The sequence below is a fragment of the Cryobacterium fucosi genome (assembly GCF_004403515.1).
Taxonomy (GTDB): Bacteria; Actinomycetota; Actinomycetes; order Actinomycetales; family Microbacteriaceae; genus Cryobacterium; species Cryobacterium fucosi.
In genome coordinates, this window is record NZ_SOHH01000066.1 from 58,516 (window position 1) to 85,515 (window position 27,000).

General features: G+C 66.6%; 27 protein-coding genes and 1 pseudogene. 18 read left to right on the forward strand and 10 right to left on the reverse strand.

From position 1 onward, the window contains the following. Window positions 1-9: 9 nt before the first annotated feature. Window positions 10-1,290: a GAF domain-containing protein gene (locus tag E3T48_RS09410; protein ID WP_134523805.1), complete on the reverse strand. Its 1,281-nt coding sequence runs from the start codon at window positions 1,288-1,290 to the stop codon at window positions 10-12. 207 nt (window positions 1,291-1,497) lie between these two features. On the opposite strand from E3T48_RS09410, the gene E3T48_RS09415 reads away from it, so the two are divergent. The 3 genes from E3T48_RS09415 (at window position 1,498) to E3T48_RS09425 (ending at window position 3,674) form a co-directional block, all read left to right on the forward strand. Then, window positions 1,498-1,881: a hypothetical protein gene (locus tag E3T48_RS09415; protein WP_134523806.1), complete on the forward strand. Its 384-nt coding sequence runs from the start codon at window positions 1,498-1,500 to the stop codon at window positions 1,879-1,881. 19 nt (window positions 1,882-1,900) lie between these two features. Further along, entirely contained in the window at window positions 1,901-3,073 is a 1,173-nt protein-coding gene (locus E3T48_RS09420) for a cation:proton antiporter (RefSeq protein ID WP_134523807.1), read from the forward strand. Between the two features lie 148 nt (window positions 3,074-3,221). Next, window positions 3,222-3,674 (forward strand): hypothetical protein, encoded by a 453-nt coding sequence (locus E3T48_RS09425; RefSeq protein WP_166789685.1) that lies wholly within the window; start codon window positions 3,222-3,224, stop codon window positions 3,672-3,674. A gap of 7 nt (window positions 3,675-3,681) precedes the next feature. On the opposite strand, the gene E3T48_RS09430 is transcribed toward E3T48_RS09425, so the two are convergent. From E3T48_RS09430 to E3T48_RS09440, 3 genes are all read right to left on the reverse strand, one after another. Next, window positions 3,682-4,911 (reverse strand): GAF domain-containing protein, encoded by a 1,230-nt coding sequence (locus tag E3T48_RS09430; RefSeq protein ID WP_134523809.1) that lies wholly within the window; start codon window positions 4,909-4,911, stop codon window positions 3,682-3,684. Between the two features lie 129 nt (window positions 4,912-5,040). Beyond that, the gene (locus E3T48_RS09435; RefSeq protein WP_134523810.1) at window positions 5,041-6,330 is read right to left on the reverse strand and encodes a DUF445 domain-containing protein; all 1,290 of its coding nucleotides are present in this window, start codon (window positions 6,328-6,330) and stop codon (window positions 5,041-5,043) included. A 356-nt stretch (window positions 6,331-6,686) separates the two neighbouring features. Further along, on the reverse strand, window positions 6,687-8,630 hold the full coding sequence (locus E3T48_RS09440; protein WP_134523811.1) for a primary-amine oxidase: 1,944 nt from the start codon (window positions 8,628-8,630) through the stop codon (window positions 6,687-6,689). 153 nt (window positions 8,631-8,783) lie between these two features. Here E3T48_RS09440 and E3T48_RS09445 point away from each other — a divergent pair, with 153 nt between their 5' ends. From E3T48_RS09445 to E3T48_RS09455, 3 genes are all read left to right on the forward strand, one after another. Beyond that, window positions 8,784-9,380 carry a TetR/AcrR family transcriptional regulator gene (locus E3T48_RS09445; protein WP_134523812.1) on the forward strand — a complete coding sequence of 199 codons (597 nt, stop codon included), beginning with the start codon at window positions 8,784-8,786 and terminating at the stop codon, window positions 9,378-9,380. Between the two features lie 114 nt (window positions 9,381-9,494). Next, window positions 9,495-10,463, forward strand: a complete 969-nt coding sequence (locus tag E3T48_RS09450) for an AraC-like ligand-binding domain-containing protein (RefSeq protein ID WP_134523855.1) — start codon at window positions 9,495-9,497, stop codon at window positions 10,461-10,463. 187 nt (window positions 10,464-10,650) lie between these two features. Then, window positions 10,651-12,150 (forward strand): APC family permease, encoded by a 1,500-nt coding sequence (locus E3T48_RS09455; protein WP_134523813.1) that lies wholly within the window; start codon window positions 10,651-10,653, stop codon window positions 12,148-12,150. Window positions 12,151-12,188: 38 nt separating this feature from the next. Here E3T48_RS09455 and E3T48_RS09460 read toward each other — a convergent pair whose 3' ends face one another. Further along, a complete protein-coding gene (locus E3T48_RS09460; RefSeq protein ID WP_134523814.1) occupies window positions 12,189-13,187 on the reverse strand; it encodes an aldose 1-epimerase family protein in 999 nt (332 codons plus the stop codon). A gap of 9 nt (window positions 13,188-13,196) precedes the next feature. Next, window positions 13,197-14,051, reverse strand: coding sequence for a DeoR/GlpR family DNA-binding transcription regulator (locus tag E3T48_RS09465; protein WP_134523815.1), 855 nt, complete (start codon window positions 14,049-14,051; stop codon window positions 13,197-13,199). Window positions 14,052-14,136: 85 nt separating this feature from the next. Here E3T48_RS09465 and galT point away from each other — a divergent pair, with 85 nt between their 5' ends. Beyond that, entirely contained in the window at window positions 14,137-15,360 is a 1,224-nt protein-coding gene (gene galT / locus E3T48_RS09470; protein WP_134523816.1) for a galactose-1-phosphate uridylyltransferase, read from the forward strand. Then, the gene (gene galK, locus E3T48_RS09475; protein WP_134523817.1) at window positions 15,357-16,517 is read left to right on the forward strand and encodes a galactokinase; all 1,161 of its coding nucleotides are present in this window, start codon (window positions 15,357-15,359) and stop codon (window positions 16,515-16,517) included. The genes galT and galK overlap by 4 nt, the downstream gene beginning before the upstream one ends. A gap of 10 nt (window positions 16,518-16,527) precedes the next feature. Here the strand turns inward: galK and E3T48_RS09480 are convergent, their stop codons facing one another. Further along, on the reverse strand, window positions 16,528-17,004 hold the full coding sequence (locus E3T48_RS09480) for a YbaK/EbsC family protein (protein WP_134523818.1): 477 nt from the start codon (window positions 17,002-17,004) through the stop codon (window positions 16,528-16,530). 174 nt (window positions 17,005-17,178) lie between these two features. Here E3T48_RS09480 and E3T48_RS09485 point away from each other — a divergent pair, with 174 nt between their 5' ends. From E3T48_RS09485 to E3T48_RS09510, 6 genes are all read left to right on the forward strand, one after another. Next, complete coding sequence (locus E3T48_RS09485; protein ID WP_134523819.1) at window positions 17,179-18,072, forward strand: alpha/beta fold hydrolase; 894 nt, start codon at window positions 17,179-17,181, stop codon at window positions 18,070-18,072. 324 nt (window positions 18,073-18,396) lie between these two features. Continuing rightward, on the forward strand, window positions 18,397-18,843 hold the full coding sequence (locus E3T48_RS09490; protein WP_134523820.1) for an OsmC family protein: 447 nt from the start codon (window positions 18,397-18,399) through the stop codon (window positions 18,841-18,843). Continuing rightward, a complete protein-coding gene (locus tag E3T48_RS09495; protein WP_134523821.1) occupies window positions 18,843-19,217 on the forward strand; it encodes a hypothetical protein in 375 nt (124 codons plus the stop codon). The genes E3T48_RS09490 and E3T48_RS09495 overlap by 1 nt, the downstream gene beginning before the upstream one ends. Beyond that, window positions 19,214-19,915 carry an ArsR/SmtB family transcription factor gene (locus E3T48_RS17615; protein WP_134523822.1) on the forward strand — a complete coding sequence of 234 codons (702 nt, stop codon included), beginning with the start codon at window positions 19,214-19,216 and terminating at the stop codon, window positions 19,913-19,915. The genes E3T48_RS09495 and E3T48_RS17615 overlap by 4 nt, the downstream gene beginning before the upstream one ends. A 148-nt stretch (window positions 19,916-20,063) precedes the next feature. Continuing rightward, window positions 20,064-20,660, forward strand: coding sequence for a recombinase family protein (locus tag E3T48_RS09505; protein ID WP_134523823.1), 597 nt, complete (start codon window positions 20,064-20,066; stop codon window positions 20,658-20,660). A 7-nt stretch (window positions 20,661-20,667) separates the two neighbouring features. Beyond that, window positions 20,668-21,324: a helix-turn-helix domain-containing protein gene (locus E3T48_RS09510; RefSeq protein WP_241986751.1), complete on the forward strand. Its 657-nt coding sequence runs from the start codon at window positions 20,668-20,670 to the stop codon at window positions 21,322-21,324. 188 nt (window positions 21,325-21,512) lie between these two features. Here the strand turns inward: E3T48_RS09510 and E3T48_RS09515 are convergent, their stop codons facing one another. Beyond that, window positions 21,513-22,421 (reverse strand): NADP-dependent oxidoreductase, encoded by a 909-nt coding sequence (locus E3T48_RS09515; protein ID WP_166789686.1) that lies wholly within the window; start codon window positions 22,419-22,421, stop codon window positions 21,513-21,515. Between the two features lie 108 nt (window positions 22,422-22,529). Between E3T48_RS09515 and E3T48_RS09520 the strand changes: the two genes are divergently transcribed. Then, window positions 22,530-22,943, forward strand: a complete 414-nt coding sequence (locus E3T48_RS09520; protein WP_134523825.1) for a winged helix-turn-helix transcriptional regulator — start codon at window positions 22,530-22,532, stop codon at window positions 22,941-22,943. Window positions 22,944-22,992: 49 nt separating this feature from the next. Then, window positions 22,993-23,265: pseudogene (locus E3T48_RS09525) on the forward strand (helix-turn-helix domain-containing protein); the annotation flags it as partial. 262 nt (window positions 23,266-23,527) lie between these two features. On the opposite strand, the gene E3T48_RS09530 reads toward E3T48_RS09525, so the two are convergent. Both E3T48_RS09530 and E3T48_RS09535 read right to left on the reverse strand, forming a co-directional pair. Then, window positions 23,528-24,376, reverse strand: coding sequence for a type II toxin-antitoxin system HipA family toxin (locus E3T48_RS09530; protein WP_134523827.1), 849 nt, complete (start codon window positions 24,374-24,376; stop codon window positions 23,528-23,530). A gap of 177 nt (window positions 24,377-24,553) precedes the next feature. Next, the gene (locus E3T48_RS09535; protein ID WP_134523828.1) at window positions 24,554-24,823 is read right to left on the reverse strand and encodes a helix-turn-helix domain-containing protein; all 270 of its coding nucleotides are present in this window, start codon (window positions 24,821-24,823) and stop codon (window positions 24,554-24,556) included. A gap of 215 nt (window positions 24,824-25,038) precedes the next feature. On the opposite strand from E3T48_RS09535, the gene E3T48_RS09540 reads away from it, so the two are divergent. Next, a complete protein-coding gene (locus tag E3T48_RS09540; protein ID WP_166789687.1) occupies window positions 25,039-25,545 on the forward strand; it encodes a DUF4395 domain-containing protein in 507 nt (168 codons plus the stop codon). Between the two features lie 792 nt (window positions 25,546-26,337). After that, window positions 26,338-26,889 (forward strand): GNAT family N-acetyltransferase, encoded by a 552-nt coding sequence (locus tag E3T48_RS09545; RefSeq protein ID WP_134523830.1) that lies wholly within the window; start codon window positions 26,338-26,340, stop codon window positions 26,887-26,889. Window positions 26,890-27,000 lie beyond the last annotated feature (111 nt).

Below are 27,000 nucleotides of genomic sequence, written 5' to 3' on the forward strand. Positions count from 1 at the left end.
CCGCGTGAATCAGGCGTGGCTGGCCTGCCGGGCCAGCTCGCTCTGAACCGTGAGAGCGAGTTCGCGAAGCAGAACCAGGTTGACGTCCGCCTCCGCACGCGGCTCCGCCCCGAACACGCACAGGGCCCCGATCCGTTCGCCGGAGGGAGACTCGATCGGGAACCCGGCGTAGAACCGAACCTCCAGCCTGCCTGCGGCAGTCGGACCGGTGCGGAATCGTTCATCCGCCCGGGCGTCGGGGATGACCGTGGCTCCCGATTCCCTGATGACGAGGGTGCAGAATGAGTCGGCACGGGGCAACTCGCCGCGGTCGAGCCCTGCGGTGCACGACATCCTGACCCGCTCGGCGCCTACGATGCTGAAGGATGCCCCGTCCGCGCCGAACGAGGTGAGCGCAAGCTCGACGATCGGGCCGAGGAGTGCCTGATAGTCCGGGTCGGGCCGGTCGAGTTCATCGACAGCGCGTTGCCGCCTCGCCTCGCTCCGCAGTGCGTCAGGCTCCGACGGATCGGCCTCCCCGCTCTCGTGCCGATGCAGCGCCGGATCGAGGGCGGGCGTCAGGACGGCGGCCAGCAACTCGGCCCACTGCTCGTACACCGGGGCCGCCCGGTAGTCCTGGTACTGACTGCGCTCCGGCAGATCGGGCGCGATCGACAGCAGAGTGGCGCGCTGCATCGGCGCGCACACCGCTCGGGTGATTCGGTTCAGGCGCTGCGCGTGCCGCTCGGCGAGCGTGCCCAGCACGGAGTCGAAGATCGGAATGGAACGGATGCCCGAGGCCTCGACGATGTAGACCTGCGTGGTCTGGGAGGTCGAGCGCTCCAGCCGTGCGAGCAGGTCGGCAACGGCGCGCCGCCACAGGCTCGTCGCCGTGTAGAAGACGGCGTCGCCGACGCCGAGGAACACGACGATCGCGTCGTAGCGGCAGAGCCTGGCCCCGTCGAGGGCGCCGACGGCCGACCCGATGAGCATCTGGGGGTCGGCAATGACGTCGACGTCCGCCACGCGGCCGGTCCGCCGGGTCAGCGCCCTGGCGAGTGCCCCCGGTACGCCCAGGTCGTGGCTGAGCACTCCCCAGCCGACCAGCGGCCCGCTGCCGAAAAGCAGCACCCGGTCGGAGTCGAGGCCGGCGGAGTGGGCCTGGGGCGCATCCGAGGGCCGGGGGATGTTCTCCAGGTCGCGGAAGTTCAGGATCACCCAGGCGCGCATCAGCGGCGCCAGCGCGAGTCGGAACGGAGCGGATGCCCAGCCGTCGAACGGGTGGGCCGGCCACCGAGTCATCTTCGCCACTGAGCGTCCCCCGCCTCGGGCCTGTCCAGGCAGTCTGCCCATGTCGCAGTCAACCACTCGAGCCGCTCCCCCGCCAGCCCACCTTCGGGGAACGCGGACGGCCGGATTCCGGCCGGTCCCACTACGCTCGAGCTATCGACCAGATGGTTTCGACCCGGAACGGGCTGGGACGTGCTTCAGAACGACGAGACACGAGGAGAGGTCAGAATGTCCAGAAAAGTGAAGTGGCTCGGCCAGCCCGACGCCGAAGACTTCCCGAAGGCGGCGAACTACCTGCATCTGCTGGTCAATGACGGCGCCGTCGATGCCACCGTCGGCGCGCTTGAAGCGGCCCCGCTCACGCACCAGAAGGCCAAGGACATCCTCCGGGCCAGCGGCCTGCCGCTGCTCGATGCCGCCGACCCGCACGTGGCCACCTACCTGAAACAGATTCGCGACGGCGTGAGACTGTCGCCGATCCTGCTCGTGCGCGGCAATCTGCCCGCCGGGGTGCCCCTACACATCGCGGACGGCTACCACCGGGTGTGTGCCACGTACCTGACCGACGAGAACACCGACATCCCCGTGCGGCTCGCCGACCTGACGCTCTGAACATCGGAACCGGGCCGAGATGACGTTCCAGACCCTGGCGATCATCTCCGTCGTCGCCCTGCTCGGGCCTCTGCTCGCCATTCCCCGCCGCTGGCGCCTGCCGGTGATGCTCGGACAGCTCCTGGCCGGGATCGTCGTCGGGCAGAGCGGCCTCCGGCTGGTGGACTCGACCGACCCCTCGATCACGCTGTTGGCCGACGTGGGATTCGCGTTGATGATGTTCGTCGCCGGAACCCACGTTCCGGTGCGGGACGGTCAGATCCGCTCGGCGCTCGGGAGGGGGGCGGCCAGGGCGACGGTCACCGCGCTGCTCGCCGCCGGGCTCGGGACGGGGATCGCCATGCTCTTCGGCATCAACCACGCGCCGCTCTACATCGTGCTGCTCGCCTCGTCGTCGGCCGCCCTGGTGCTGCCGATCATCGACTCCCTGCGGCTGAAGGGGAGCCCTGTGCTCGAGGTCATCGCGCAGGTCGCCCTCGCCGACATCGCCGCGATCGTCGCCCTGCCGCTGGCGATCGACCCGCCCAACGCCGGACGGGCCGCGGTCGGCGCGGCCGCGGTGGCCGCCGCATCCGTGCTGCTGTATCTGGTGCTCTCCCGACTGGAGTCGACCGGGGCCCGGCTGCGGCTGCACCGTCTGTCGGAGTCCCGCAAGTTCGCGTTGGAACTGCGCATCCAGCTCGGGATCCTCTTCGCGATGGCGGCACTGGCCGTCTACAGCCACGTGTCGATCATGCTGGCCGGGTTCTCGTTCGGGCTGGCCGTCGCCGCCGTCGGCGAACCGAGACGATTGGCCAGGCAATTGTTCGCCATCGCCGACGGATTCCTCGGCCCTCTGTTCTTCGTCTGGCTCGGCGCCTCCCTCAACCTGCTCGACCTCCTGACCCGGCCGCAGATGATCCTGCTCGGCCTGGCGCTGGGGGTCGCCGCCATGCTGGCTCACGCCGTCACGCGCCTCCTCGGGCTGCCGCTGCCTCTCGGCCTGATGTCGGCCGCGCAACTCGGGGTGCCGGTGGCCGCGGTCACGATCGGAACCCAGTCGAAGCTGCTGCTGCCCGGCGAGGCCGCGGCACTGATCCTCGGAGCCCTGGTCACGATCGGGGTCTCCGCGATCGCGGGCGGGCGGTCGGTCACTCCCGCGGAGACGGAGCCGGTTTCCCCGTCGCGGACTCCGGAGGTCACGGCGCCCTGACCTGCCGAGGCCGTATTCGCGGCTCAGGGAGCACAGCCTGAGGAATTCCCGGCGGGCGTACAGCGTTGATGCGGTCAGTGTTCGGGTTTCCCGCTCATACTGCAGAGCAGAACGGGCACGGCCCGGCGACGAACCAAGGAGGTCGCACGTGGAAAGAGTGAATGAAGAGGTAGAGGTCAACACCGGAGTGATCGAGAAGTACCGGCGCCACGGCAACGGGCGTGGACTGGTCTCCCCCGCCGCCCGGGTGCACGCGAGCGCGTTCGTGTCGAGCACGGCCTATGTCGAAAGCGGCGCGCAGGTCAGCGCCGAGTCATGGATCGGACCGGGGAGCTGGATCGATCACGGGGCCGTCATCGGGTCGAAGGTCTTCGTCGGGCAGAACGTGCACGTGGGCGCGGACGCGCAGGTGGGAAACGGAGCCCGGCTGGGCAGTCATTCCCGAATCGGCCGGAACGCCCGCGTCCCGGCCGGCGCCGTTCTCGACCGGGACCTCCGGGTGCCGGACAACGCGGTGGCCGCCGTCACCGTGTCGCGCGCGGCCCACGCCGCGCGCCGACAGGCCGACCTGCCGGGGACCGGGCTCCGCTCGGCCGCCTGATCCGGCGTCAGGTGGGGCTCGGCGGATGCTGCAGCTCGCGCTGGACCATCAGCGCGAGCTCCCGCAGCAGGACCAGGTCCACCTCTCCGTCGGGGCGAGGCTCCGGGTCGAAGACGCAGAGAGCGCCGATCCGCTCCCCCGACGGGGATTCGATCGGGAACCCGGCGTAGAACCGGATGTGCGGCTCGCCGACGACGAGCGGGCTCTCCCGGAACCGATCGTCGAGCAGGGCGTCCGCGACCACCATCGGTTCCGGTCCCTGGATCGTGACCGTGCAAAAGGAACTGCTCCGCGGCACCTCGTCGAGGTCGAGGGAGACCCTCGCCTTGTGCCATTGCCGGTCACGGTCGATCACGGTCACCGCCGCGGAACGGGTGCCGAACAGGATCCGGGCGATATCGGCGATGCGGTCGTACCGTTCCTCCGGCGCCGTGTCGAGGATGCCGAGCCGGTCGACCGCGTGCTGCCGCATGGCCTCGCGGGTGGCAGCATCCCTCAGGACAAGAGGGGTGCCCTCCTGGGCGAACGCAAAACGCTCCGTCTCCAACTCAGGCACCATCGATGTCGCCAACAGTCCCGCCCAGTGGGCGTACACCTCCGGGGAACGATAGCGATCAGAGGTGGGCGGCGGCGCACCGTCGAAGGGCACGAAGGTGGCGCGCGGGACCTCGGCGCAGATCGCGGCCGTGAACCGGTTGAGCCCACGGGCGTGACCGTTGGCCACGTCGCCGAGCGGGCTGTCGAAGATCGGTATCGACCGGATCGGCTGGACTCCGGCAACGAAAACCCGGGTGCTGCCCGAGGAACTCCGGACCAGCTGGTGCAGAAGCCTGCCCAGCTCGAGCCGCCACACCCGTTCGGACGCCAGGGTGACAGACTCGTTCACGCCCAGGGTGACGACGATCGCGTCGAACCGCGTCAGCCTCAGGTCGCCGAGTTCGGCGAGTGCCGTGACCGACGTCATCCGGGGCCGGGCGACAACGTCGACGTCGACTCCTCGCCCGGTTCGCGCCGAGATCGCGCGCGCCAGCGCCCCGGGCAGGGCGAGGTCGTGGCTCATCACGCCACGGCCGACCGCCGGCCCGGAGCCGAAGATGAGGACGCGGTCGGAGTCGACGCCGGCTGAGTGCGCTTGCGGGGCATCCGTGGGCATCGGGATGTTGCTGAACTCCCGCTCGGCGGCCATCGCCCACGCGCGCATCGTCGGCGCCAGCGACCTGCGGATGAGTTCGTGCACCGAGTCCTCTTGCGGGTCAACACACGAGGGAGGTCCACGCGGGTTGGCCCAGTATCCCCCATCGGACGAAATTGTATGCAATTTGTGGCGAGTGTCGCCGCCGGCAGGCCCGGCCCAGTTCAGTTCAGATCAGATCAGGGACACGACGGCTTGCGCGGCCGCGAAGATGGCCAGTCCGGCGAGGGCACCGACGACCGTGCCGTTGATGCGGATGAACTGCAGGTCCTTGCCGACCTGCAACTCGATCTTCTCCGAGGTCTCGGTCGCGTCCCACCGTTCGACGGTCTCGGTGATGACACCGGCGATCTCGTGCCGGTAGCTGCGCACGAGGTGGCTGGCCGAGTCGGCCAGCCACCGGTTGATCCTCGCGCCGAGGGCGCCGTCGCTCTGCAGCCGCGCGCCGACCTCGATCACGGTCGAGCGGATGCCGGCGCGAAGCGCGCTCGCCGGGTCACCGAGGGAGTCGGCCAGGGAGGCCTTGACCGACTCCCACGTTTCCCCGGCGAATTCGCGCAACCGGGCGCTGTCGAGCAGCTCGAGCTTGAGCGTCTCCACCCGCGTGATCATGGCGGGATCGTGCTGCAGGTCAGCCGTGAGTTCGACGAGGTAGCGGTCGATGGCGCCCCGCAGCGGATGGGCGGCATCCGTGCGGACAGCGTCGAGGAAGGCGAGCACCTCCCGGTGGGCCTTGTCGTCGACGAGCTTGTCGACGAAACCGGGCAGCCAGCCCGGCAGGCGCTGCGACACGGCCCGGCCGAAGGCCTCAGGGTGCGCGACCAGCCAGCCCTGGGCGCGCTCCAGCAGCAGATCCACGACGGCGTGCTGCTGCCCGGACTCGACCAGGCGTTCACCGACCCGCCCGATCGGAGGTGCCCAATCGGCCTGCAGAAGGTGTTCGCGGGCGACGGTCTCGATCAGGTCCTTGATGGCGTCGTCGCTGAGCAGTTCGAGCAGCCCGGTGCCGGCCACCGCGACCTCCTGGGTCAGCCGGGCTGCGTTATCCGGTGACGTCAGCCACGCGCCCAACCTCCGGGACACGCCCATCGACTCGAGTTTGCCGCGCACGACGGCCTCGGAGAGGAAGTTCGTCTCGACGAACTCACCCAGGCTCGCGCCGATCTCGTCCTTGCGGCTGGCGATGATGTTCGTGTGCGGGATCCGCAGTCCCAGCGGGTATCGGAACAGGGCGGTCACCGCGAACCAGTCCGCCAGCGCGCCGACCATGCCGCCCTCCGCGGCCGCGCGCACGTATTGCAGCGCCGGGTAGCGGTCCTGAAGCGCGAAGGCCACGGCGAAGACGACCGCCATGAGAAGGAGCAGGCCCACCGCGAGCCGTTTCATCCGCACGAGGGCCGTCAGGCGGGCGGCATCCGACGGGCTCAGGCGTGGTGGCGCCGGCGCCAGGGCGTGTTCGGTCATCTGTGTTCCTCCCCGTCGCGTTGCTGCCGGTCTGGCCATCGTCCCAGCCTGCCCGATCAACCCCAGACTGCGAAACCGGCGGTCGGTTCACTCCGGCCGGGCCCGTCGGAGCCCGCCCGAGCCCGCCCGAGCCCGTCGAGCCCGTCGAGCCCGTCGAGTGTGTTCCGAATTCAGGAGAACAGTCCCGATTCGAGGCGGCGGCGGGCATCCGTCGCACTGTTCCGGGCTCTACACCTGAATTCGGGACGAAAACCTCATGGACAGACCCACCCGCCGGAGGGTCGACTTCTGAGGGTCGACTTCTGAGGGTCGACTTCTGAGGGTCGACTTCTGAGACAGGAACAGGCTACCGATGGTCAGCGGTGGCAGTGGTCCTCGCCCGCGGCGGCCGGGGTGCTCGCCGGCACGTCGAGCACCGGGCTGCGGTCGAAGAAGCCCTCCGGCTTGAGCTTGAACCCGGCTGTGTCGACCGGCATGATCGGCCAGTCTTCGATCCGCGGGTAGTGGGTGAGACCGAAGGTGTGCCACAGCACGATGTCCTGCCCGTCCAGGTCACGATCCGCCGCCATGTAGGCGGGAAGGCCGGCGCCACCCGCGTGCTGGTTGACGAAGTCCCCGGTGGGGTAGCGCTCGTCCTCGGCGAAACGGGTGACCCACAGGTCCCTGGTCGCGAACGCCGCCCGGCGCGCCACCGACGAGTCCTCGTCCGCGAGCAGGGTCGGCTGCCCCTGGGGGTAGAGCTTGTAGCCGACCGGCTCGCCGAGGCGGTTGAGCACGTTCGGGTTCGAGACGAGCCAGGTGCGGCCTCGGCGCATCTCGGCCTCGCGCACCCCGTCGGCCTCGCTGGCCAGCACCGTGCGCTTGCGGCTGAAGGCGTTCCCGCGTTCGTTGCCGACTCCCATCGGCACGCGCACCGCCTCCTCTTCTTCCACCCGGTTGGTCAGGCCATCGACGGCCATGTCCAGCCGGGCGCTGAACAGGTGCTGGTGGAACGGGGCGCCGAGCCCCGGGGCCAGCTCGGAGGCATACGGGTAGCCCTTGCCCGGGTACGCGCTGGTGAAGACGATGCCGGTGGCCTTCGCCTCGAACTCGATGGTGCCGTCGAGGTAGAGGTACCAGTAGAAGCCGTAGTCATAGTTCCCGATGGTCGTGAAGAAGGAGATCACCAGGCGACGGTTGCGGCGGGTGTACTCGATTCCGGTCCAGAGATCGCTGTGCTTGGCGAGGATGCTCCAGTCCTCCTCGTGCATGCAGATTCCGTTGCGGATCTCCCGGGGGTTGCCGAAGCCGTCCGTGATGACGGGGCTGAGGTAGGTGATCTCCCCGAGGCAGTCGCAGCCGAGCTCGAGCGAATTGGCGTACTGGCCGACCAGGTACTCACCGGTGTCGAAGTAGTTCTGCCAGGACCGCACGGGCGACGGGTCGCCGTAGGGCACGACCATCTCCGCGATCGACGCCCGGCGGATGATCGACCGGCGCACCCCGGCGTCATCGAAGCCGATGTTGTGCAGCACGACGCCCTCGCGCACGTCGAAGCCCACATCGAGGCTCCATTTCTCCCACTCGACGTGGTTTCCGCCGGTGACGGTGAAACTCGGGCCTTCCGGCTGGGTGATCTCGATCGGCTTGAGCGTCTCGCGCAGCGGACCGGTGAGCGCGGGGTCGGTGTAGTTGCCGTGCTCGGCGGGGATCGGCACCACGCCGTAGTCGATGACCTGGTCCACGGTCTTGCTCACGATGTCGACGTAGGCGACCAGGCCGTCGATCGGGTGCGCCCACGGGCTGTCCTCCGGGAACTGCTGCACGAAGGCGAGTCCGCGCAGGATGCGACGGCCCTTCTCCTCCGGATACTCGAACACGCCGGCCGACAGCGGGGCGACCCGCACGGTGGCGACGTCCAGCCCGCGCGCGGCGAGCGCGGCCAGCCAGCGCGCGTCGTTAGCGAGGAGCTCCTCGACCGCGCCGAATTCCTCCTCGAGCACGGGCAGCTCCCCCGTGACCGCGGTGTCGAGCTCGATCACGGATTCGACGGCCCGCCGGGTCGCCGAGACCGTGACGTCCCGGGGTGCGGCGCCGGAGATGTCGTGCAGGAACGCCCGGAAGCGCCGGTTCGGCTCGCCGGACTCGGCTCCGCGCGGAGGGTCGAGCAGGCCCAGGTAGGCCACCCGCACGCTCTCGCCGAGCAGGCCGGCCTCGCCCAGGATGTCCCGGACCGACTCGAGTTCGGCGGCCGTGGTCAGCGCGTGCGCACCGTTCAGGGGAGGCAAGGCCGTGGTGGGGTCGGTGGAGGCGAGTGTCATGGGAACCCTTTCGAGGTTGTGGGCCGGGCAGGTGGATGCGCCGGGCATCCAAATGCGTCACTGCATTTATTTCCTATGGTTGTAGAAGAATAAGGCTCACTATGCTCGGGGGCAAGGGTCAATTCCTGCGAGTTCTGTCCGAGAGGGGGAAGCATGCCCAAGGTCGTCGACCACGACCAGCGTCGGGTCGAGCTGGTCAACGCGACCTGGCGAATCATCGCCAGGCACGGCATCGAGGGCGCGACGATGCGCGAAATCGCGGCAGAGGCCGGGTTCGCGAACGGCGCCCTGAAGCCCTATTTCCCGACCAAGGACGACCTGCTCACCTTCGCATTCGGGCACGTCTTCAGCCAGACCAGCGAACGGATGCGCGCGGCCACGGCCGGAAGGACGGGACTCGTCGCGCTGCGGGCCTACTGCCACGAGATCCTCCCGCTGGACGAGATCCGGATCAGCGAGGCCCGGATCGTCATCCCGTTCTGGCAGAAGGCGCTCGGCGACCCGGCGAAGGCGGAGCTGCACGACGCCTCGATGCTCCAGTGGCGCCGGGCCCTGCGCGCCCTCCTCACCGAGTGCCGCGAGAACGGGGAGGTGCGCACTCAGGTCAGCGACGCGGATATCGTCGGGCATCTGATGACGGTCGTGCTGGGCGCCCAGATCACCGCGGCCCTCTCCCCCGCCGACCACTCGCCGAATCAGCTGATCACCCAGCTCGACGGCTATCTCCAGTTGCTGGCGACGGGCCACTGATCCGCGTCGACGTTATTCGACGTACGTTGAAAAAAGAGTGACATTCCCGTCGAATCCGGCTAGGTTACTGCCACAGCGTGTCTGTACGCGACGGCAAAGGAGCCCACCGTGACGATGACCATGGCCACCGCGTCCGCCCCGGCGGGCGGCGGCGACGACCCTGTCCGCAGCGCGGAGGCGAACTCGTTCGGCGAGTGGCGCACCCTCGTCTCGGATTCGTTCGTCCCGCTCGAGGTGCGTTCCGACGCCACCGACTTCCACGGCACGCTCCGTTCACGGGTGCTCGACGACCTCTCCATCGTCGAGGTCACGGCCACCGGGCACCAGGTCCTCCGCACCCCGTCGCTCATCGCCCGGTCCGACCGGCAGTACTTCAAACTCAACCTGCAGCTCTCCGGCAGCGGGATCCTGATCCAGGACAACCGAGAGGCCACCCTGTGCCCGGGCGACCTCGCCGTCTACGACACGAACCGGCCGTACACCCTGGCCTTCGAGCGGGACTTCCGCACCCTCGTGCTGATGTTCCCCCACGACGCGCTCGACCTGCCGGCGGATGCCATCGCGCAGCTCACCGCGGTGAGGATGGCCGGCGACGCCGGCCTCGGCCGGATGATCAGCCCGTTCATGGTGCGGCTGGCCGAGAACCTCGACGCCCTCTCCGGCGCGACCGGCCACCGGCTCGCCTACAATGCCGTCGACCTGGTCGCGACGATGTTCGAGAGCGAGCTGAGCATCCGTCGCGACCCGGGGCCCGCCACCCGCGGCGACCTGCTCACGAGCATCCACCGCTACATCGAGGCCGAGCTCGGCGACCCGGAGCTGTCACCGGCGGTGATCGCCGCCGCCCACTTCATCTCCCTCCGCCAGCTGCACAATGTGTTCCATGCGGCCGGCAGCACCGTGTCCGGCTGGATCAGGTCGCGGCGGCTGGAACACTGCCGCCGGGATCTCCGGGACCCGATCCTGTCCCCCCGGTCGGTCGGCGTGATCGCCGCGCGCTGGGGGTTCATCGACGCCGCGCATTTCAGCCGGATCTTTCGCACGGCGTTCGGCGAACCCCCCAGCAGCTACCGCCGCGGCTGACCGGGAGACCGGGCATCCGTTTCGTCGCTGGTCGTCAACTGGCGTACCCGGAATGGCAACTCCACCCGCGTGCACTCGGGCAGAGTCGTCACACACGCACCGCCGGCGACACCGGATGCACCCCGCACCCGTTGGCCGGCGCCGTCACCCCCCGATTTACGTTGTCAACTCGATGAGGAGTACACCCATGACGACCACCCACACCGAGGCCGAACCCGAGACCACCCTGCACAAGGGCCGGCTCGGCGTGATCGGCATCGTCTTCTTCGTGGTCGCCGCCGCGGCCCCGCTCGTGGGGATGACCGGCGCGGTTCCCGTGGCGATCGTGCTCGGCAACGGGGCGGCCGCCCCGGGGGCCTATCTCATCGTCGGAATCACCCTGCTGCTCTTCAGCGTCGGCTACGCGGCGATGAGCCAGCGGGTGACCAACGCCGGCGCCTTCTTCGCCTACGTCGGCCGCGGCCTCGGCAAGCACCTGGGCACCGCGTCGGCGTTCGTGTCGATCCTCGCCTACCTGGCCATCCAGCTCGCGATCTACGGCTTCTTCGGCGGGCTCCTGGCCGCCCAGGTCGGGCTGCTCCCCTGGTGGGCGTGGACGCTCCTCGCCTGGGTCCTGGTCACCCTGCTCTCCCTGCTCAGCGTCGACGTGGGCGCCAAGGTCCTCGGCGTGCTCATGCTCCTGGAGCTCGCCGCCCTCGTCGTGACCTCGGTCGCGATCCTCGCCGACGGCGGACCGGAGGGCATCAACGTCTGGGCATCGTTCAACCCGACCGCGATCCTCGCCGGCGGGCTCACCGGATCGGCCGGGATCGCGTTCGCGTTCGCGTTCGCCTCCTTCATCGGGTTCGAGGCCACGGCCATCTACGGCGAGGAGTCCAAGGACCCCAAGAAGGTCGTGCCCCGGGCAACCTACCTGGCCGTCGGTGTCATCACGGTGCTTTTCGCGCTCACCGCGTTCGCCATGGTCACCGGGATGGGCGCCTCCTCCGTGGTCGAGAGGACCGTGGAGCTCTCGACCCTCGACGGCGTGCCGCTGGCCGACCCGGCCGCCGTGCTCTTCTCCCTCGCGACGCAGTACGTGGGACCGTGGATGGCGACCGTGATGGGCATCCTCGTTCTGTCCAGCCTGTTCGCCGGGCTGCTCGCCTTCCAGAACGCGTCGAGCCGGTACCTGTTCGCGCTCGGCCGCGGCGGGGCCCTGCCCGCGCCGCTCAGTCACGTGAACCTGCGCGGCGCGCCGAGCACGGCATCCGTGGTCACGTCGGTCGTTACCGGGCTCGTCATCGCGGTTTTCGCGGTCTTCCAGCTAGACCCGGTGCTGAACATGTTCTACTGGTTCAGCGGCCTCGCCGTCGTGGCCATCGTGCTGATCGAGGTCCTGGTTTGCGTCGCGATCATCGTCTACTTCAGCCGGAACAAGGGCAGCGAGAACCTGTTCCAGACGCTCATCGCCCCGGTCCTGGCCACGATCGGCCTCATTCTTGGCGAGTACCTGCTGATGAGCCGATTCGGGCTCCTCGCCGGCACGGTGGCCGAGGGCGTCGACCCCACCACGACCTCGTGGGGGCTGAGCCCGATCGGCTGGGTGCTGGTGGCGCTGCCGTTCGCGCTGCTCGCCGCCGGCTACGTGCTCTCGCTCATCTCCCACAGCGAGAACGAGGAACTGGTCATGGACGTCCTGTCCTGACTGCGGACGCCCAGATCAGCGGTCGCCCACCGGGCGTCTCACCCTGCCAGGCCGGTGTGTCGGATGCCCCAGCGCACCGTCCAGGTCTCGCCGGGTTCCAGCCAGCGCAGGCCGGCCCCCGTGTTGAAGGCGTTCGCCGGAGCGGTCATCGGTTCCACGGCGACCGCTCGCCCCAGGGCCGGCCCGCCGGGGGTGTCGACCGGGAAGTTGCGCGGGGTGAAGACCTGCACGTAGCGCATGTTCTCGTCTCCCCAGAGGATGACGCTGCGGCCGTCTGGTGCGGTCAGCGAGTGCTCCACCGCACCCTTGGAGTCGCCCCGCGGGTCGTCGTCAAGCTCGTCGCCGTGACCGCGCGGGGCGGCCTCCCGCATCGTGGCGGTGAAGCCGTCGTCGAGATCGAGGTCACGCACCGGCCGGCCCCCGCGCAGGTCATAGTCGGTGCCGTCCACGGCCGTCTCGCCGACCGGGTTCAGCCGTTCGTCGACCTCGATGCGCGTGCCGACGGCCGCTGTCAGCGTGAGGTCGTCGGTGGGAACGCCGCCGATCTTAAGGTAGGGGTGGGCGCCGATGGCGACCGGGGCGGCATCCGTGCCCACGTTGCGTACCGTGTGGGTGACGTCGAGCCCGTCGTCGGTGAGGGCGTAGCTGACCGTGGTGTCGAGCTGGAACGGGTAGCCGAGCCGGGGGAACACCATCGCGGCCAGGGTGACGGCGGCCGTGCTGCGGTCCAGCAGCCGATAGGGCGAGACGCTGAGCAGCCCGTGGATGGCGTTGCGCTCCTCGGGCTCGTTGAGTGGGAGCTGCCGCTGCACGCCGTCATACAGCCACACGCCGTCACGGATGCGGTTCGGCCACGGAACAAGCACGATGCCCGCCGACTTGGGCGGGATCGCCTCGGCGGGGAAGGGCTCGACCAGGTCTATGCCGTCAACGGAATACACCCGGAGTCCGGCCGCGACCTCGGTGACGATAGCCAGGGCCGGTCCGCTCGGGGTGGCCGCCCGCAACTCGTACTGTATGCCTGTCGCTGCTCGCATGGCTTCAGCCTAGTCCGGCTGGAGAACGGTCAGACCGGCGTCGCGGAGGGGCGCCACGAGGCCGGCGGAGGCGTCGGCATCCGTCACCAGGGTGTCGAAGGCGCTCAGCGCGCCGATCCGGCCGAGGTGCACTTGGCCGAGTTTCGAGCCGTCGGCGACGACGATGGCCCGGGTCGCGGCGGCGAGCATGAGCGTCTTGACGCCGGCCTCCGGGAGATTGATGTTGGTCACGCCGCGTTCCGCGTCCACCCCGTTGCAGCCGATGAAGGCCAGGTCGGCGTGCACCTGGCCGAGCACGGCCTGGACCAGGGGCTCGACCAGGGAATGCTGAAGCGGGCGCAGCGACCCGCCGGTGACGATCACCGTGAAGCGGGGAATGGCCGGTTCGAGCTCGAGCGCGATGCTGAGGCCGTTCGTGATGACGACGACGTCGGTGAGTTCGGTGCGGGCGAGCAGCGCCCGGGCCACCGCGAGCGTGGTCGTTCCCACGTCGAGGATCACGCTCTGGCCGCTCGCGACGAGCGACGCGGCGAGCACGCCGATCTGCTGCTTGGGCAGAACGGATGCGGCCAGCGCCTCTTCGAACGAGGACTCCCGGTTTGGTCTGGCCCCCGTTCCCGCGGTCGGGGCCGGCACCGCCCCGCCGTGCACGCGCTGGAGTGACCCGGCCGCTTCGAGGGCGTCGAGGTCGCTCCGGGCCGTCACTCCGGACACCCCGAAGGCCGCACGGAGTTCGCTGACCCGCACGAACCCCCGCTCGTCGACGAGCATCTGGATGCGTTCGCGCCGCTGGTGCGGCGGGAGTGCCTCGCGATCGGGCCGCGGTTCCGAGCGCTGGTCCTTCGGCTGGTCAATTTCGGACATGAGGCAATCTTCACTTAGTTTGCGTTAGTTTTCAATCTGAAACCTCTAGTTTCGGATACGCAAATTTGTTATCGTGGTCAGTGCCATGAATACAGAAGACTTCGTCGCCGACACCGGCATCATCCGCCACCGCCACACCCTCGCGGATGGCCGCGACCTCATCTACTTCGACGACCCGGACAGCACGCTCCCGCCGGAGCGCGCCCCCGATCTCCGTGAGCTCGACCCCCGTCCCCCCACGGCCCGGATGCGCCAGGACCCGCTGAGCGGGGAATGGGTGTCGATCGCCGCGGCTCGCCAGAACCGGGTGTTCCTGCCGCCGGCGCACCTCGACCCGCTCGCGCCGTCGACGCCCGAGAATCCGTCGGAGGTGCCGAGCAACTACGACGTGGCCGTGTTCGAGAACAAGTCGCCCTCGTTCGGGCCGTTGCTGAGCGATGCCGACGCCCCCACCGGCCTCGACGACCTGGCCGCGATCGGGCTGGGCCGCATCCGCACCTCGGTCGGCCGCTGCGAGGTCGTCTGCTTCAGCCCGGCGACGGAGGGCTCGTTCGGCAGCCTGTCGGTCACCCGGGCGCGCACCGTGATCGAGGCGTGGGCCGAGCGCACCCACGCGCTCTCGCAGCTGCCGGGGATCGAGCAGGTGTTCCCGTTCGAGAACCGCGGCGAGGCGATCGGCGTCACCCTGCACCACCCGCACGGCCAGATCTACTCCTACCCCTACGTCACGCCGCGCAGCCAGCGGGTGATCGCCTCCCTCGACTCGTACGGGCCGACCCTGTTCGCCGACATCCTGGCTACCGAGCAGGCCGGGGACCGGGTCATCCTGACCGGCGAACACTGGACCGCGTTCGTGCCGTTCGCCGCCCGCTGGCCGATCGAGGTGCACATGCTCCCGCACCGCCACGTGCCCGACTTCGCCGGCACAACGCTGGCCGAGCGCGACGAGCTGGCGGTGCTCTACCGCCGGCTGCTGCGCGGGATCGACGCCGTCTACGCCACGCCGACGCCGTACATCGCGGCCTGGCACCAGGCCCCGGTGAACACCCGGCGCGACGAGATCCGGCTGATGCTGCAGGTGACGAGCCCGCGCCGGGCCGAGGACAAACTCAAGTTCCTCGCCGGATCGGAGGCCGCCATGGGCGCCTGGATCGGCGATGTCACCCCCGAGCAGGCCGCCGCGACGATTCGCGCGGCGCTCGAACGCTCCGATGCGGCGGATGCGGCGGATTCCGCGGCGAACGCCGCCGCGGATGCTGTCGGCGAGGCCGCGCAGGCCACCAACCTCCCCGGAAAGGCGCAGTCATGACCGACCTCCACCAGATGGTGACCACCGGTTTCAAGAGCCGCTTCGGCACGGAACCGACCGGGCTCTGGTCGGCTCCCGGCCGGGTCAACCTGATCGGTGAGCACACCGACTACAACGACGGATTCGTCTTCCCGTTCGCGATCGACCGCCGCACCGTCGTGGCGCTCGGGGTGCGCGCCGACCGGCTGATCCGCGTGGCCAGCTCCTTCGCCGAGGAGACCGTCGAGCTGTCGCTGGACGACCTCACCCCGGAGAACCTCGAGGGCTGGTCGGCGTACCCCCTCGGTGTGGCCTGGGCGCTCGGCCAGTTCGGCGCCGACCTGGCCGCGGTCGCCGGCTTCGAGGTGTTCATCGACTCCGATGTGCCCATCGGGGCCGGGCTGTCCTCCTCGGCGGCGATCGAGAGCGCCGTCGCGGTCGCACTCAACGACGTCTGGCAGCTCGGGTTGGATCGGCGCGTGCTGGCCCGGGTCGGACAGCTGGCCGAGAATCGGGCCGTCGGGGCGCCGACCGGCATCATGGACCAGTCCGCCTCCCTGCTCGGCCGGGCCGACGCGGCCGTGTTCCTCGACTGCCGCAGCCTCGATGCCGAGGTCATCCCGCTCGGTTTCGATGCGGCCGGACTCGAGCTGCTGATCATCGACACCCGGGTGAGCCACGCCCACTCGACCGGCGGCTATGCCTCCCGTCGAGCGTCCTGCGAGGCCGGCGCACGGCTACTGGGGGTCTCGTCGCTGCGGGACCTCGAGGTGGACGACCTCGTCCGGGCCCGCGAGTTGCTCGACGACGAGACCTTCCGCCGGGTGCGGCACGTGGTCACCGAGAACCAGCGCGTCCTCGACACCGTTCGCACCCTCCGCGAGCAGGGCCCGACCGCGATCGGCGCCCTCCTCGACGCCTCGCACGTGTCCATGCGCGACGACTTCGAGATCTCGGTGCCCGAACTCGACCTCGCTGTCGAGACCTCACGGGCCGCCGGTGCCATCGGCGCACGGATGACCGGCGGCGGGTTCGGCGGGGCGGCGATCGCCCTGACTCCCCATGCCCTGATCCCGGCCGTCACGGCCGCCGTCACCGCCGCCTTCACCGCCCACGGCTTCGGCACGCCCGACCTCTTCGTCGTGCGCGCCGCCGACGGAGCCGCCCGCGAGGTCTGACCCCGTCGTTTCAGGGGGCGACGACGCTCGGTTCGCCGGCGGTGATCCGCACCAGCTCGTCGAACGTGGTGGGGAAGACGGTATGGGCATGGCCCGCGGCGGCCCAGACCACCGGGAATTCGGCGAGCGCGACGTCCACCAGGGTGCGAAGAGGTGACGGATGCCCCACCGGCGCCACTCCGCCGATCACCTGCCCGGTCGCGCGCTTGACCACGTCCTTCGACGCCCGCCCGATCGTTCCGCCGAGGCGTTCCCCCAGCCAGTCTGTGTCGACCCGGTGCGCCCCGGAGGTCAGGACCAGCAGCGGCTCGTCGTCGAGCGTGAAGACGAGGGAGTTCGCGATCGCGCCGACCTCGATGCCGAGCGCGGCCGCAGCGGCCGGCGCGGTCGTCGCCGCATCGTCGAACCAGCGGATCTCGGGGACGAGCCCGTACCCGCGCAGTGCGTCGCGAACCCGGTCGACGGCGGGATGAGCGGTGTTGACCATGCAGCCAGACTAGACGGCCTCGTCGCCCGGCCAGACCGCCGACTTCGACACGAAGCGATTCTGCAGAGTTCTCGCCCACTCGGGAGTCTTGCTCCTCCCGTTTGACGAACGCTGTGCGGGCGGCTTCCCCTTCGGAAGACCGGGGCGAACAGGTCAGTGCGCAAGAATATAAGTATGAGCTTTACGTCCTTCGGTCGCATCGCGACGCCCGTCCTGGAAATCGGATACGAGTTTTCAGGCGATCCCGGCGGAACGCCGGTCATTCTTTTGCACGGGTTCCCATACGACGTTCGAGCCTTCGACGAGGTCGCTCCGATCCTCGCCGACCAAGACGCATTCGTACTCGCGCCCTACCTTCGCGGCTTCGGTCCCACTCGTTTCCTCGATGACACGACGATCCGCTCAGGACAACAAGGCGCCCTCGGGCAGGACCTCATCGACTTCATGGATGCTCTCAACATCGAGAAAGCGATCGTTGCGGGTTACGACTGGGGCGGCCGGGCCGCGTGCATCGCAGCCGCGCTGGAACCTGGACGTGTCGCCGGGCTCGTCTCCGTGGATGGCTACAACATGCAAAACCTCGCGTCTGCCGGCGAACCTGCCGACCCGGAACGGGAGCGAACCTACTGGTATCAGTACTATTTCCACTCGGCGCGAGGGCGTCGCGGACTCGACCGAAACCGTGACGAGCTGTGCGAGCTGCTGTGGCGCACCTGGTCACCGACGTGGCGTGGCGCATCCCAGGCGTTTCCCGCGAGCGCTCCAAGCCTTCACAGCCCCGACTTCGTTGACGTCGTCATCCACTCCTACCGCCACCGTTATGGACTCGTCGAGGGCGACCCTCAGTACCAGGGACTCGAAGACCTGATCGCGCAAGAGCCGCAGATCACCGTTCCAACCGTCGTGCTCGAAAGCGGGGACGACGGTGTCGGCGGCCCCAGCGCGGGAGAGGACCGAGAGTATTTCACCGGCCCTTATGACCATAGAGTCCTCCCTGGCATTGGACACAACGTTCCTCAGGAGAACCCGAAGGCGTTCGCCCAAGCCGTGCTGAGCCTGCTCGCCTGAGCATTTTCTGCGCGTCCCTGACGCGGCCGCATGTGATGCCCGTAAGCCGGACCCTGGCGGGCACAGAATCCGCCGTTAGGACTTGGAGCCGCCGCAGAGCAGTTGGGGTGTCACTTGAAACCGCCAACCCCTTGTGGGACTGTCACCAAATGGTGGGTTCCGGGTGCCGCGTCGGAGTCAAGTGTGGTTTACGACGATAAACGGCGGTGTTTTATGACTGCAGAATGCCGTGTTTGAGCGCTGGGCAGTCCTGAGCGCGGCTATGGCGACCGAAGAAACGACGCTTCGGTGAGCAACGAAGCGATACGGCCATAACGTTGACTCATGACGACACATTCGTACGCAAGCACGCTTCACTGGGCCGGCCGCACACAGGATTACGACAGCTACAGCCGCCGGCACGACATAACCATGGGCGAGACCAGGGTCGTAGCAAGTGCCGACTCAGCGTTTCGTGGAGACGGCAAGCTGCCGAATCCGGAGCAGTTAGTCGTCGCGGCTGCGAGTTCATGTCAGCTCCTGTCGTTTCTCGCTGTTGCGGCGCTCGCTGGTGTCGAGGTACTCGAATACCACGACAACGCGGAGGGGGTCATGCCCGACGATCAGCGTCCTCTCCGTTTGACGAGAATCGTGCTTCGACCCAGAATTGTCGTCCAGGGCGCAACGGCTGAGCGGGTGGAAAGGTTGCTGCACAAGGCTCATGAGCAGTGCTACATAGCAAATAGCCTGACGACCGAGGTGACGCTCGAACCAGCCATTGAGGTGCGGTGATGTTCGACATCGAGATCTCTGCACCCGACGGCGCGGACTCTCTCGCCCGAATCGGAGGAACGCTCGGAAAGGCAGGGGTCGGACTCGAGGGCGGGGGCATGTGGTCAGGCGTAGCGCACTACCTTGTGGCCGACGCGGTCGTCGCGGCACGTGCGCTCGAAGCGGCAGGCATAGGTCCCGTGGTCGCTCGAGAGGTGGTCCTCGCGGAACTTGACGCTGACGTGCCGGGCGCCCTAGGGCGGATGATGAATACGCTCACCGACGCCGGAATCGTTCTTCTCGGTCAATACAGCGACCATGACAATCGCAAGGTTCTCATCGTCGAAGACGCTGAGGCCGCCCGTACCGCGTTGCGAGAGGCCCGCCCCGCATGAATGGCGAACCGGACATTGCGGTTCCGGCCCGAGCGTTGGGCGACCCTGCGCGCGGTCGAATGGTTACTGCGTTGCTCGGTGGCCGCGCAATTCCGGCAGGTGACCTGGCTCGGGCGGCAAGCGTGTCCGCATCCACTGCGAGCGAACATCTTCGGGTTCTGCTCGCCGCAGGAATCGTGGTGGTCGACCAACGCGGCCGGAACCGCCTCTTCCGGCTTGCGAACAGCGACGTATCAATCGCGATCGAAGCGCTCCAGGCGATCGCCCCGCGAACTGAGGTCCGGTCCCTGCGGCAGCATCACGTCTCGGAGGAACTTCGCTCAGCGAGAACCTGCTACGACCACCTTGCCGGAGACCTCGGGCTACGGATTGCGGACCTGCTGCTGGCGTCCGGGGTGGTGACCGAACTGAGGATCGGTGAGCCGTCCTCTCCACCAGAGCCGTTCCCGGACGGGCCGATCGCAGCCGCGTTCCGTATTCAGCCTCAACAAGGTCGTCGCCCTTGGGCGAGAGGGTGTTTGGACTGGACCGGTCGGCGCGCTCATACTGCAGGCCAGGTCGGTGCACAGATACTCGGGGCCTTGGAATCCCAGGGTTGGGTTACACGGCGGGCCGACAGCAGGGCCATTCGTCTCACCGACCTCGGTGCCGCCCGTCTTCTGGAGCTCGAATCGCTCGTGACTAACCTGTCCCAATAATCTAAAGCATTTCGAGGCACGCAAATGCTCTTCCAAGTCGTGGGGAGAACTGGCGGATTTCCGGGGCTCGATCTGTCTTGGAAACATGTCTTACCGTGAGTTGTCTTTGCTCCACTGCTTCTAGCAGTTTCTGAGGCAGAATGGCTCGGTGAGACATCTCGGGTATACGCGGGTCAGCACCAGGAGCCAAGACGCGAAGTTGCAGGTCGACGCCCTGGTCAAATCGGGTGTGCAGGAGCGGGACATTTTCGCCGACGTCACCTCGGGCAGTCGGACGGCGATCTCCCGCCCGGGGATGAAGAAGCTGCTCGAGTACGCCAAGCCGGGTGACACCGTCGTCGTCTGGCGAGTCGATCGACTCGGACGGTCCCTGATCGATGTTCTCAACACGGTGAAGCTGCTCCGGGAGCGGGACGTGCAGGTGAAGAGCATCTCGGATGGCATCGACCCATCGACGACGTCGGGCCGCCTGATGCTGAACATGCTCGCCACACTGGCCGAGTACGAACGCGAGCTGATCACAGAACGGGTGAACGCAGGAATCACGGCCGCCCGGAAAGGCGGCACCAAGTTCGGCCGGCCCCTGTCAGATCCCGTCGTCGTCGCCGACAAGCTCAAGCTCATCACCGAGGCAAGGGCAAAGGGCCGGACCGCGGAGGACGCGGCGAAACTTGTCGGGTGGAGCCGGGCCACCCTCTACCGGCATCAGCACGCCATCGCGGCTCGCGAGAGCACGACCGTGTAGGTTAATCGTGGACGCGGCGGAGCGGTGGCGTGTTCTTCGGCTGCATGTCGAAAACCATATCCCGCTCGCTGTCCTCCCCCAGGAGACCGGGATCTCCGCTCGGACACTGCAGCGCTGGAACCAGCTCTACCGGGGAGGCGGCGTTTCGGCCCTCGATCCTCATCCACGAACCGATAGGGGTGTCCGCCGGACCTCAGCCGAGACGGTCGCGTTCGTCGAACGGTTGGCACTCACTCGGCCACGCCCGAGTATCGCCACGTTGCATCGCCTAGCCGCCAAAGATGCGCAAGCACGTGAGCTGCCAGCGCCGAGCTATGCGACCGTGCGGCAGATCGCCCAGGCGCTCGATCCGGCCCTTGTCACCCTGGCACTTGAAGGGCCGGTCTCGTACCGGGACAAACACGAGCTCGTCTTCCGCCGCCGCGCGGAACACCCAAACCAAACCTGGCAATCGGACCACACCGAACTCGACATCCTCATCGTCGGCGCCGACGGAAAACCCGACCGCCCGTGGCTGACCACCGTGATGGACGACATCCTCGTCATCGGCAACTGGCGACACGGAGCGATCACAGAACACCGCCACAGAGCGCCAAACTCCACAGAAATTGTGGCTGTTGGCGATTTACGGCGGCGTCCTGTGATCGTCCTATGGTGCATCTAGGAACTGGCCCGTCTGTCGCGTATCCCATGGTTGCGAGACGGCCGGGTTGCAAGACAACGGGGCCGAGCAAGAGGCATGTCCGCGCATCGTCCTGCGCAATCTTGTTGCGTGAGCGGAGCTTGCCCTGGATCCAGACGACTGGATCCAGGGCACGTGGGTCTCGTCGCGCGATTTGCCGGTGAGTGTGACTAGAGGTTGGGGACGAGGACGATCCGGCCCCGCAGGCCACCCGCTTCCATCAGCCGGTGTGCTTCCGGCGCGTCGTTGAGAAGCAGAAGTGAGTGAACACGAGTGCTGATTTCACCCCGCGACGCAGAGTCGAGAAGTCGTGCAAGCAGTGGTCCGTCTGCAGATGCCATGATCGCCTGCGTCGTGATCCCACGCGTCATCGCCGGTACTGCGGGTGGGACGACTCCCACGTACATGCCGTTGTCGCAGATGCTGGCGACAATCGTGTCGCCGATTGCCGCTGCGTCGAGTGCGGCGTCGAAGACCAGTCCGGCCGGCACAGTGTCCATGAACGACGCGCCCGTGTTAAGAACAACGTCGCGGTCGGTCGGGCGGGCGAGTCCCGTGACAGCGAAGCCGCGTCGTACTGCCATCTCTGCTGCGAAGTTGCCGACGGCACCGGCCGCTCCGGTAATGAGCAAGCTGCGGCCGTCAGGAGGTCCGAAGAGATTCAAAGCCTGATGAGCTGTTGTGGCATTGAGGGGGATAGTTGCGGCCCTCGCCGAAGTGAGGGTCGAGGGAACGTGGGCTATGTCTGTTGCGGATGCCAAGATCCATTCCGCATAGGCGCTGTAGGGTCGATCCACTCCACCGATGAGCACGGCCACCCGGTCGCCGGTCGCGACAGTTTCGACGCCAAGGCCAAGCGCATCGACAGTGCCAACGACATCCCATCCGAGGCCGACTTCGGGTACCGTTACCCATCCCAGGTCGTGATAGGTTCCTGCTCGAGTCTGCGCATCCACGGGATTCACCGTCGCGGCCTCGACGCGGATGAGAACCTGCCCTTCGCCCGGAATGGGCATCGGGCGATCCACGATTTGAATGGCCTCGGGTCCGCCGGGCGTTGAAACAACTGCAGTACGCATGAATCTCCTCTGAAGTAGGGAATCTCCCCGTGTCATACTGGCAACTCTGCTCTTCATGAGTAAGTAGGCACCCAAAAGTGCGTTGGTATCCGAAGGAAGGTCTTGGCCATGTCAACGACAACAGCAGAACAGCGGCGACGCATGGCGAAAAGCGAATATGACGCTTACCTCTCAACTTGTCCAAGTCGTCAATTGCTGGCGACTTTGTCCGACAAATGGATCGTCCTAGCGCTGACAGCTTTAGAGACTCAGCCGCTTCGATACTCGGAACTTCGTCGAAAGATTGCAGGTGTGAGTCAGAAGATGCTGACGCAAACGCTCCGTGCTTTGGAACGCGATGGCCTAGTCGAGCGATCGGTGAAAATTTCCGTGCCTATCTCGGTCACATACTCAATGACGCCTCTTGGGCATTCGCTCCTGAGAGTCGTTGCCCAGCTCAAATCCTGGGCAGAAGACAACATCGAGGAAGTCCGCGCCGCGCAAAATACATTCGACGCTCGACCGCCCCAAGGAAAGCTTTAGCAATATAGCCTTGCTCATAGGCCCGTAGGTTGGACTCCACGGCTCGGGCTTCACCATCATGGCTGCGCTCGATCAGATGGAACACGAGATCAAGAGAGAGCAGGTGGTCGACTCGATCGCCAAGCGCCGCGACGCAGGCAAGGACTTAGGCGGCCGCCCGCGGATCATCGCCGACAGCCAAATCTGCAGCGCCCGCCAACTCATCGATGGTGGTGAACCGGTGGCACAGGTCGCGCGCGACCTCGGAATGTCCCGAACGACGTTCTACCGTCGATCGCGCGCCCCCATCCCACTCGCTGAGCCGTCCGGCGGCACACTCTGACGACGACAAGCGCCAAAAAGCGATCACAAAACGCCGCCACAAACCGATGAAAGTCACAGAGTCAAGCCCGTCTTCTCTGCGAGCCCGAAAGGGGAGGTCAGCGGGCATCGCGCGACACACCAGACCGACTTCGACGCCCAACCTCTTCGGGCCGTTCCACCCACGCCTATTCCAGCAGCCTTGCCGGCGTAATCACATTGCTCGTGCGCGCGCGGAACGGTACCCCAACGGTCGATCGTCACTGTGCTCTGAACCCTACGACCTAGTTGATGCCGCCGGTTGGGCGTCCGTCAAGCAGGTTTCTGGTGAACCTGGCAATGTCGTCCCGAAGCCCGGCGTAGGCGTTCGGGGCGGGGTTCTCCGAACGGACGAACATGTCCACTGCCTCAAGCGCTGAGGTGATGATCGCGCGAGGCGATCGAACCTTCCATGTCTGACCTTCTGCGATGAGGTCGTCGATGGTGATTGTCGCGTGCACATACTTCCGGTTGATGGCCAACGCCATTTTTCCGTCGCTGTCGAGGTGAGTTTGCGGCACCACATCATATGCCGGGGCAATTCTCGTGCTGCCGTCGTGCAGGTGGAGCATGCTGATGTTCTTGCCGTGCATGTCGAGGTTGCCCACAGCCTGCGAGACGGTAAGGAGTGTGAGGAGCTGGTCAACAGAGGTCCGGTCGCCGTTGCGTCCCAAGACATCCGCTACGCGCTTGAGTGACACTTTTCCGCCGAACTCCTGGTATTTCTCGTTCTTCGATGCGCCCAGGGCCTGATTCATGTCTTCCTGATGGATGCGTCCCTGCGGCGCGTCCGGTGACCTGTCGTACCGCTCGATCACGAGGCCACGAACCCCGCCGAAGTCTTCGATCCACGCGTCGAACTTGGTGAGGCCAGCGGCCTTGGCCGCACGCAAGCCGTACTCTTCGTCAAACGTGATGGTCGGGTGGCGGACGGACGGCGGCTTGATGATATAGGTGGACGGATAGCCCTCGAGAACCTGGAACCAGTGATCCTCCTTGTGCGCTAGAACGATTTTGTCTTGCACGCCGGCCAGCGAGGTCCGGCCGGACTTCGGCCGGTTTCCGAGGGGGGCGGCCTGCGTGTTGGCGAGCATCCGGCCGACCTCGGCCGCGTCGACCGGCGCCAGGTCAGGCTTGCGTGGCTCGCCCGGCGCCTCCGGGTCATAGATCTGAACGTCTCGATGGCATTCTTGGTCGCGATGAAATCGAAAGTGCGACGGTTTGCGCCCACCAAGTGTCCCACCAGCTCGCCGTAGAGTTCCACGCGCAGGTCAGCCATTGGGTTCTTCCGCGATGTCGTGAGGGGGCTCATCCGGCGCGTCGTCGATCTCCATGTACATCCGGACACCGGTTTCTCGCATGATCGCGAAAATGCGCTCGAAGATGATTGTTTTCTTGCCGGACTCCAGCGCCCAGATGTATTTCTGGTCGGTCTCGAGTCTGTCGGCGAGGTCGCGCTGCGTTAGCCCGCTGACAAGGCGGCCTTGCTGCAGCATCCGGCCAAGAGCCTCGGCGCTTCTGACTTCTCCGCGTGCTGCCATGACAGGTTCCTCCTGACGGTCTTATTGCCTTCACATTACCTGATGGTCTTTTCACCGTCAAGCAATTCGATGGTCTTATTGCCGTCAAGCGATCAATCTCCACCGTTTGGGGTGAACACACATCGCGGCCCGGAGGCATGGGGTTCGATATCCTAGAGACATTGCAGACTTTCAAGAAAACACGAATAGCCCCTGTCTGCAAAATGGGGTTGCCTATGGCCAGCATTAAGGAATTGAAGATGGCGGCACTGAGAGAACTAACGAAGACCAACCTGGATAAGCAGGGATTCGGAGGCCTCGATGATGACGCTAAGTCTTGTTACGCATGGCCCCTACGATTCACACCGGCAGTGGGCACTGTCTTGATCGTTCTCGGATTGATTTTGCAGTCGCCGATTTTTCTTGGATTGGGAGCAATCGTTCCTCTCACCGGGGCACTATTTCCCCGTGGCATGATTCTTGATCTGGTTTATAACTTGGGCGTTCGCCATCTGTTTCGTGCTCCGGCGCTTCCCCCCACGCCGAGTCCACGACGGTTTTCCTACCTGCTGTCCACCGTGCTACTTGCAGGTGCGGCCTTGTCCTTCTATTTCGGATTATCAGCGCTGGGAATCGTGTTGGGAGGAATGGTCGCTCTCGGCGGCACAATCCTCACCACGACCCATTGGTGCCTCGGATCGTGGGTCTACCGACTATTTTTTCCTCACGCAGCGGCAAGGTGAAAAGAACGGGTCAACGCCGCAGAACCACAGCTCGGTCGGATTGCCTCATGAGGAACCTTGACCGGTTCGTTGTATCTAACGCTGTGAGCGGCGCTGAGTTGGGCCATCCGATCGATAGTCTGGCGACATGCCCGTCAAGACGAATGGCACCACCCGCTCACCTGTCCTCGCAGCTGGCGTTATGCTATTGGGATTGCTCATTCTTTGGATTTCGCAGCCAGTCCTACCTGGGTGGGCGTGCTCAGCAAGTCTTCCTGGCGTGTGTTCACCCCACCTATTGCCTGTTCGCGCGTCGCTGATCAGCGCAATACTGCTCTTCGCGCTCCTTGCAACTGTCATAGTCGGGCTGATGTTTCGGCCCCGAGCAGACCGTTGGCTGGGCCGTATGTCTCGCAGCGCTGTTATCGCTGTTCCGGTGATCCTGGTCCTGAATGTCGTTGCGCACTTCGTGATCCCGCAGCCCTGATTTCGCCTTTGCGCACATGTATCACCCGATCGAAACGTGGCGCGAAAGGGCACTGGTCGAAGACTTCGCCAGAAAATCGTGCCGGCCGGGAGCGGTAGCGTTCCCGTATCGCAAGGGGGACCTCCTACGGGCTCTTCTCGGGAGGCCCTGGCGCCGCGTTTTGTGACCCCGATTGGCCGAGATGTCGGTGCCGCACGGGAACCCTCTACGGGACGTTCCTGTCGACCATGAGCGGGCAGGTTTCGTGGCCACCGCGGGCGTTTCTGTCGGCCTCCTATGGCCAATTCGGATTGGCCATGGACATGCCTGGCTGCAATAGTCAGGAGATGATCCAAGTCACCCTTCAGACCAACCGGTTGACTCTCGTTCCGCTGGGAGACGAGCATCTCGAATACGAGATCTTCCTTGACGCGAATCCTGACGTCATGCGTTATCTGGGTGCCGGCAAACCGCGGGAGCGTTCGGAAGTTGAGAAACACCATAAGGAACGCGTCGATGCAGCGCGAAACGGTCTCGGCTTCTGGGCGGGTTTTCTTGGAGCAGACTTCGTCGGCTGGTGGCTCCTCGCGCCGGCGGACGAGGACGAGCGAGGACAAGCAGAACTGGGGTATCGGCTGCTGCCGGACTTCTGGCGCCAGGGATTGGCTTCTGAAGGTGCCGCTGCATTGCTCGCTTACGGCTTCGAAGACGTGGGGCTGACCCAAGTCTTCGCCGAAACGATGGCTGTCAACGCAGGCTCTCGAGCGGTAATGAGTCGCCTGCGCCTGACTTATCTAGGTACTCGCGGCGAGGGGGCTAATGGCCCTGTGCCCGGCTCCGACCAAGGCACTGTCGACTATGCCATCACTAAGGACCGATGGGCTGCGTTCGTCCACTGAAGAGCCCCCGGAGTCAACAGTGCGCTGCAGGGAAGGCGCACGGTGGACCCTTCTCGCTGGTGCCCGAAACGGTGCCTGTACCTCGGCTGCGGCGCGCGCCGAGGTTGAAAC

What these genes read in the sequence shown, in the direction of transcription:
- E3T48_RS09415 (WP_134523806.1), top strand. Translation starts at nt 1,498, where the DNA reads ATGTCCAGAAAAGTGAAGTGGCTCGGCCAGCCCGACGCCGAAGACTTC.
- E3T48_RS09420 (WP_134523807.1), top strand. Translation starts at nt 1,901, where the DNA reads ATGACGTTCCAGACCCTGGCGATCATCTCCGTCGTCGCCCTGCTCGGG.
- E3T48_RS09435 (WP_134523810.1), bottom strand. Translation starts at nt 6,330, where the DNA reads ATGACCGAACACGCCCTGGCGCCGGCGCCACCACGCCTGAGCCCGTCG.
- E3T48_RS09440 (WP_134523811.1), bottom strand. Translation starts at nt 8,630, where the DNA reads ATGACACTCGCCTCCACCGACCCCACCACGGCCTTGCCTCCCCTGAAC.
- E3T48_RS09445 (WP_134523812.1), top strand. Translation starts at nt 8,784, where the DNA reads ATGCCCAAGGTCGTCGACCACGACCAGCGTCGGGTCGAGCTGGTCAAC.
- E3T48_RS09450 (WP_134523855.1), top strand. Translation starts at nt 9,495, where the DNA reads ATGACCATGGCCACCGCGTCCGCCCCGGCGGGCGGCGGCGACGACCCT.
- E3T48_RS09455 (WP_134523813.1), top strand. Translation starts at nt 10,651, where the DNA reads ATGACGACCACCCACACCGAGGCCGAACCCGAGACCACCCTGCACAAG.
- E3T48_RS09460 (WP_134523814.1), bottom strand. Translation starts at nt 13,187, where the DNA reads ATGCGAGCAGCGACAGGCATACAGTACGAGTTGCGGGCGGCCACCCCG.
- E3T48_RS09465 (WP_134523815.1), bottom strand. Translation starts at nt 14,051, where the DNA reads ATGTCCGAAATTGACCAGCCGAAGGACCAGCGCTCGGAACCGCGGCCC.
- galT (WP_134523816.1), top strand. Translation starts at nt 14,137, where the DNA reads ATGAATACAGAAGACTTCGTCGCCGACACCGGCATCATCCGCCACCGC.
- galK (WP_134523817.1), top strand. Translation starts at nt 15,357, where the DNA reads ATGACCGACCTCCACCAGATGGTGACCACCGGTTTCAAGAGCCGCTTC.
- E3T48_RS09480 (WP_134523818.1), bottom strand. Translation starts at nt 17,004, where the DNA reads ATGGTCAACACCGCTCATCCCGCCGTCGACCGGGTTCGCGACGCACTG.
- E3T48_RS09485 (WP_134523819.1), top strand. Translation starts at nt 17,179, where the DNA reads ATGAGCTTTACGTCCTTCGGTCGCATCGCGACGCCCGTCCTGGAAATC.
- E3T48_RS09490 (WP_134523820.1), top strand. Translation starts at nt 18,397, where the DNA reads ATGACGACACATTCGTACGCAAGCACGCTTCACTGGGCCGGCCGCACA.
- E3T48_RS09495 (WP_134523821.1), top strand. Translation starts at nt 18,843, where the DNA reads ATGTTCGACATCGAGATCTCTGCACCCGACGGCGCGGACTCTCTCGCC.
- E3T48_RS17615 (WP_134523822.1), top strand. Translation starts at nt 19,214, where the DNA reads ATGAATGGCGAACCGGACATTGCGGTTCCGGCCCGAGCGTTGGGCGAC.
- E3T48_RS09515 (WP_166789686.1), bottom strand. Translation starts at nt 22,421, where the DNA reads ATGCGTACTGCAGTTGTTTCAACGCCCGGCGGACCCGAGGCCATTCAA.
- E3T48_RS09520 (WP_134523825.1), top strand. Translation starts at nt 22,530, where the DNA reads ATGTCAACGACAACAGCAGAACAGCGGCGACGCATGGCGAAAAGCGAA.
- E3T48_RS09530 (WP_134523827.1), bottom strand. Translation starts at nt 24,376, where the DNA reads ATGCTCGCCAACACGCAGGCCGCCCCCCTCGGAAACCGGCCGAAGTCC.
- E3T48_RS09535 (WP_134523828.1), bottom strand. Translation starts at nt 24,823, where the DNA reads ATGGCAGCACGCGGAGAAGTCAGAAGCGCCGAGGCTCTTGGCCGGATG.
- E3T48_RS09540 (WP_166789687.1), top strand. Translation starts at nt 25,039, where the DNA reads ATGGCCAGCATTAAGGAATTGAAGATGGCGGCACTGAGAGAACTAACG.
- E3T48_RS09545 (WP_134523830.1), top strand. Translation starts at nt 26,338, where the DNA reads ATGATCCAAGTCACCCTTCAGACCAACCGGTTGACTCTCGTTCCGCTG.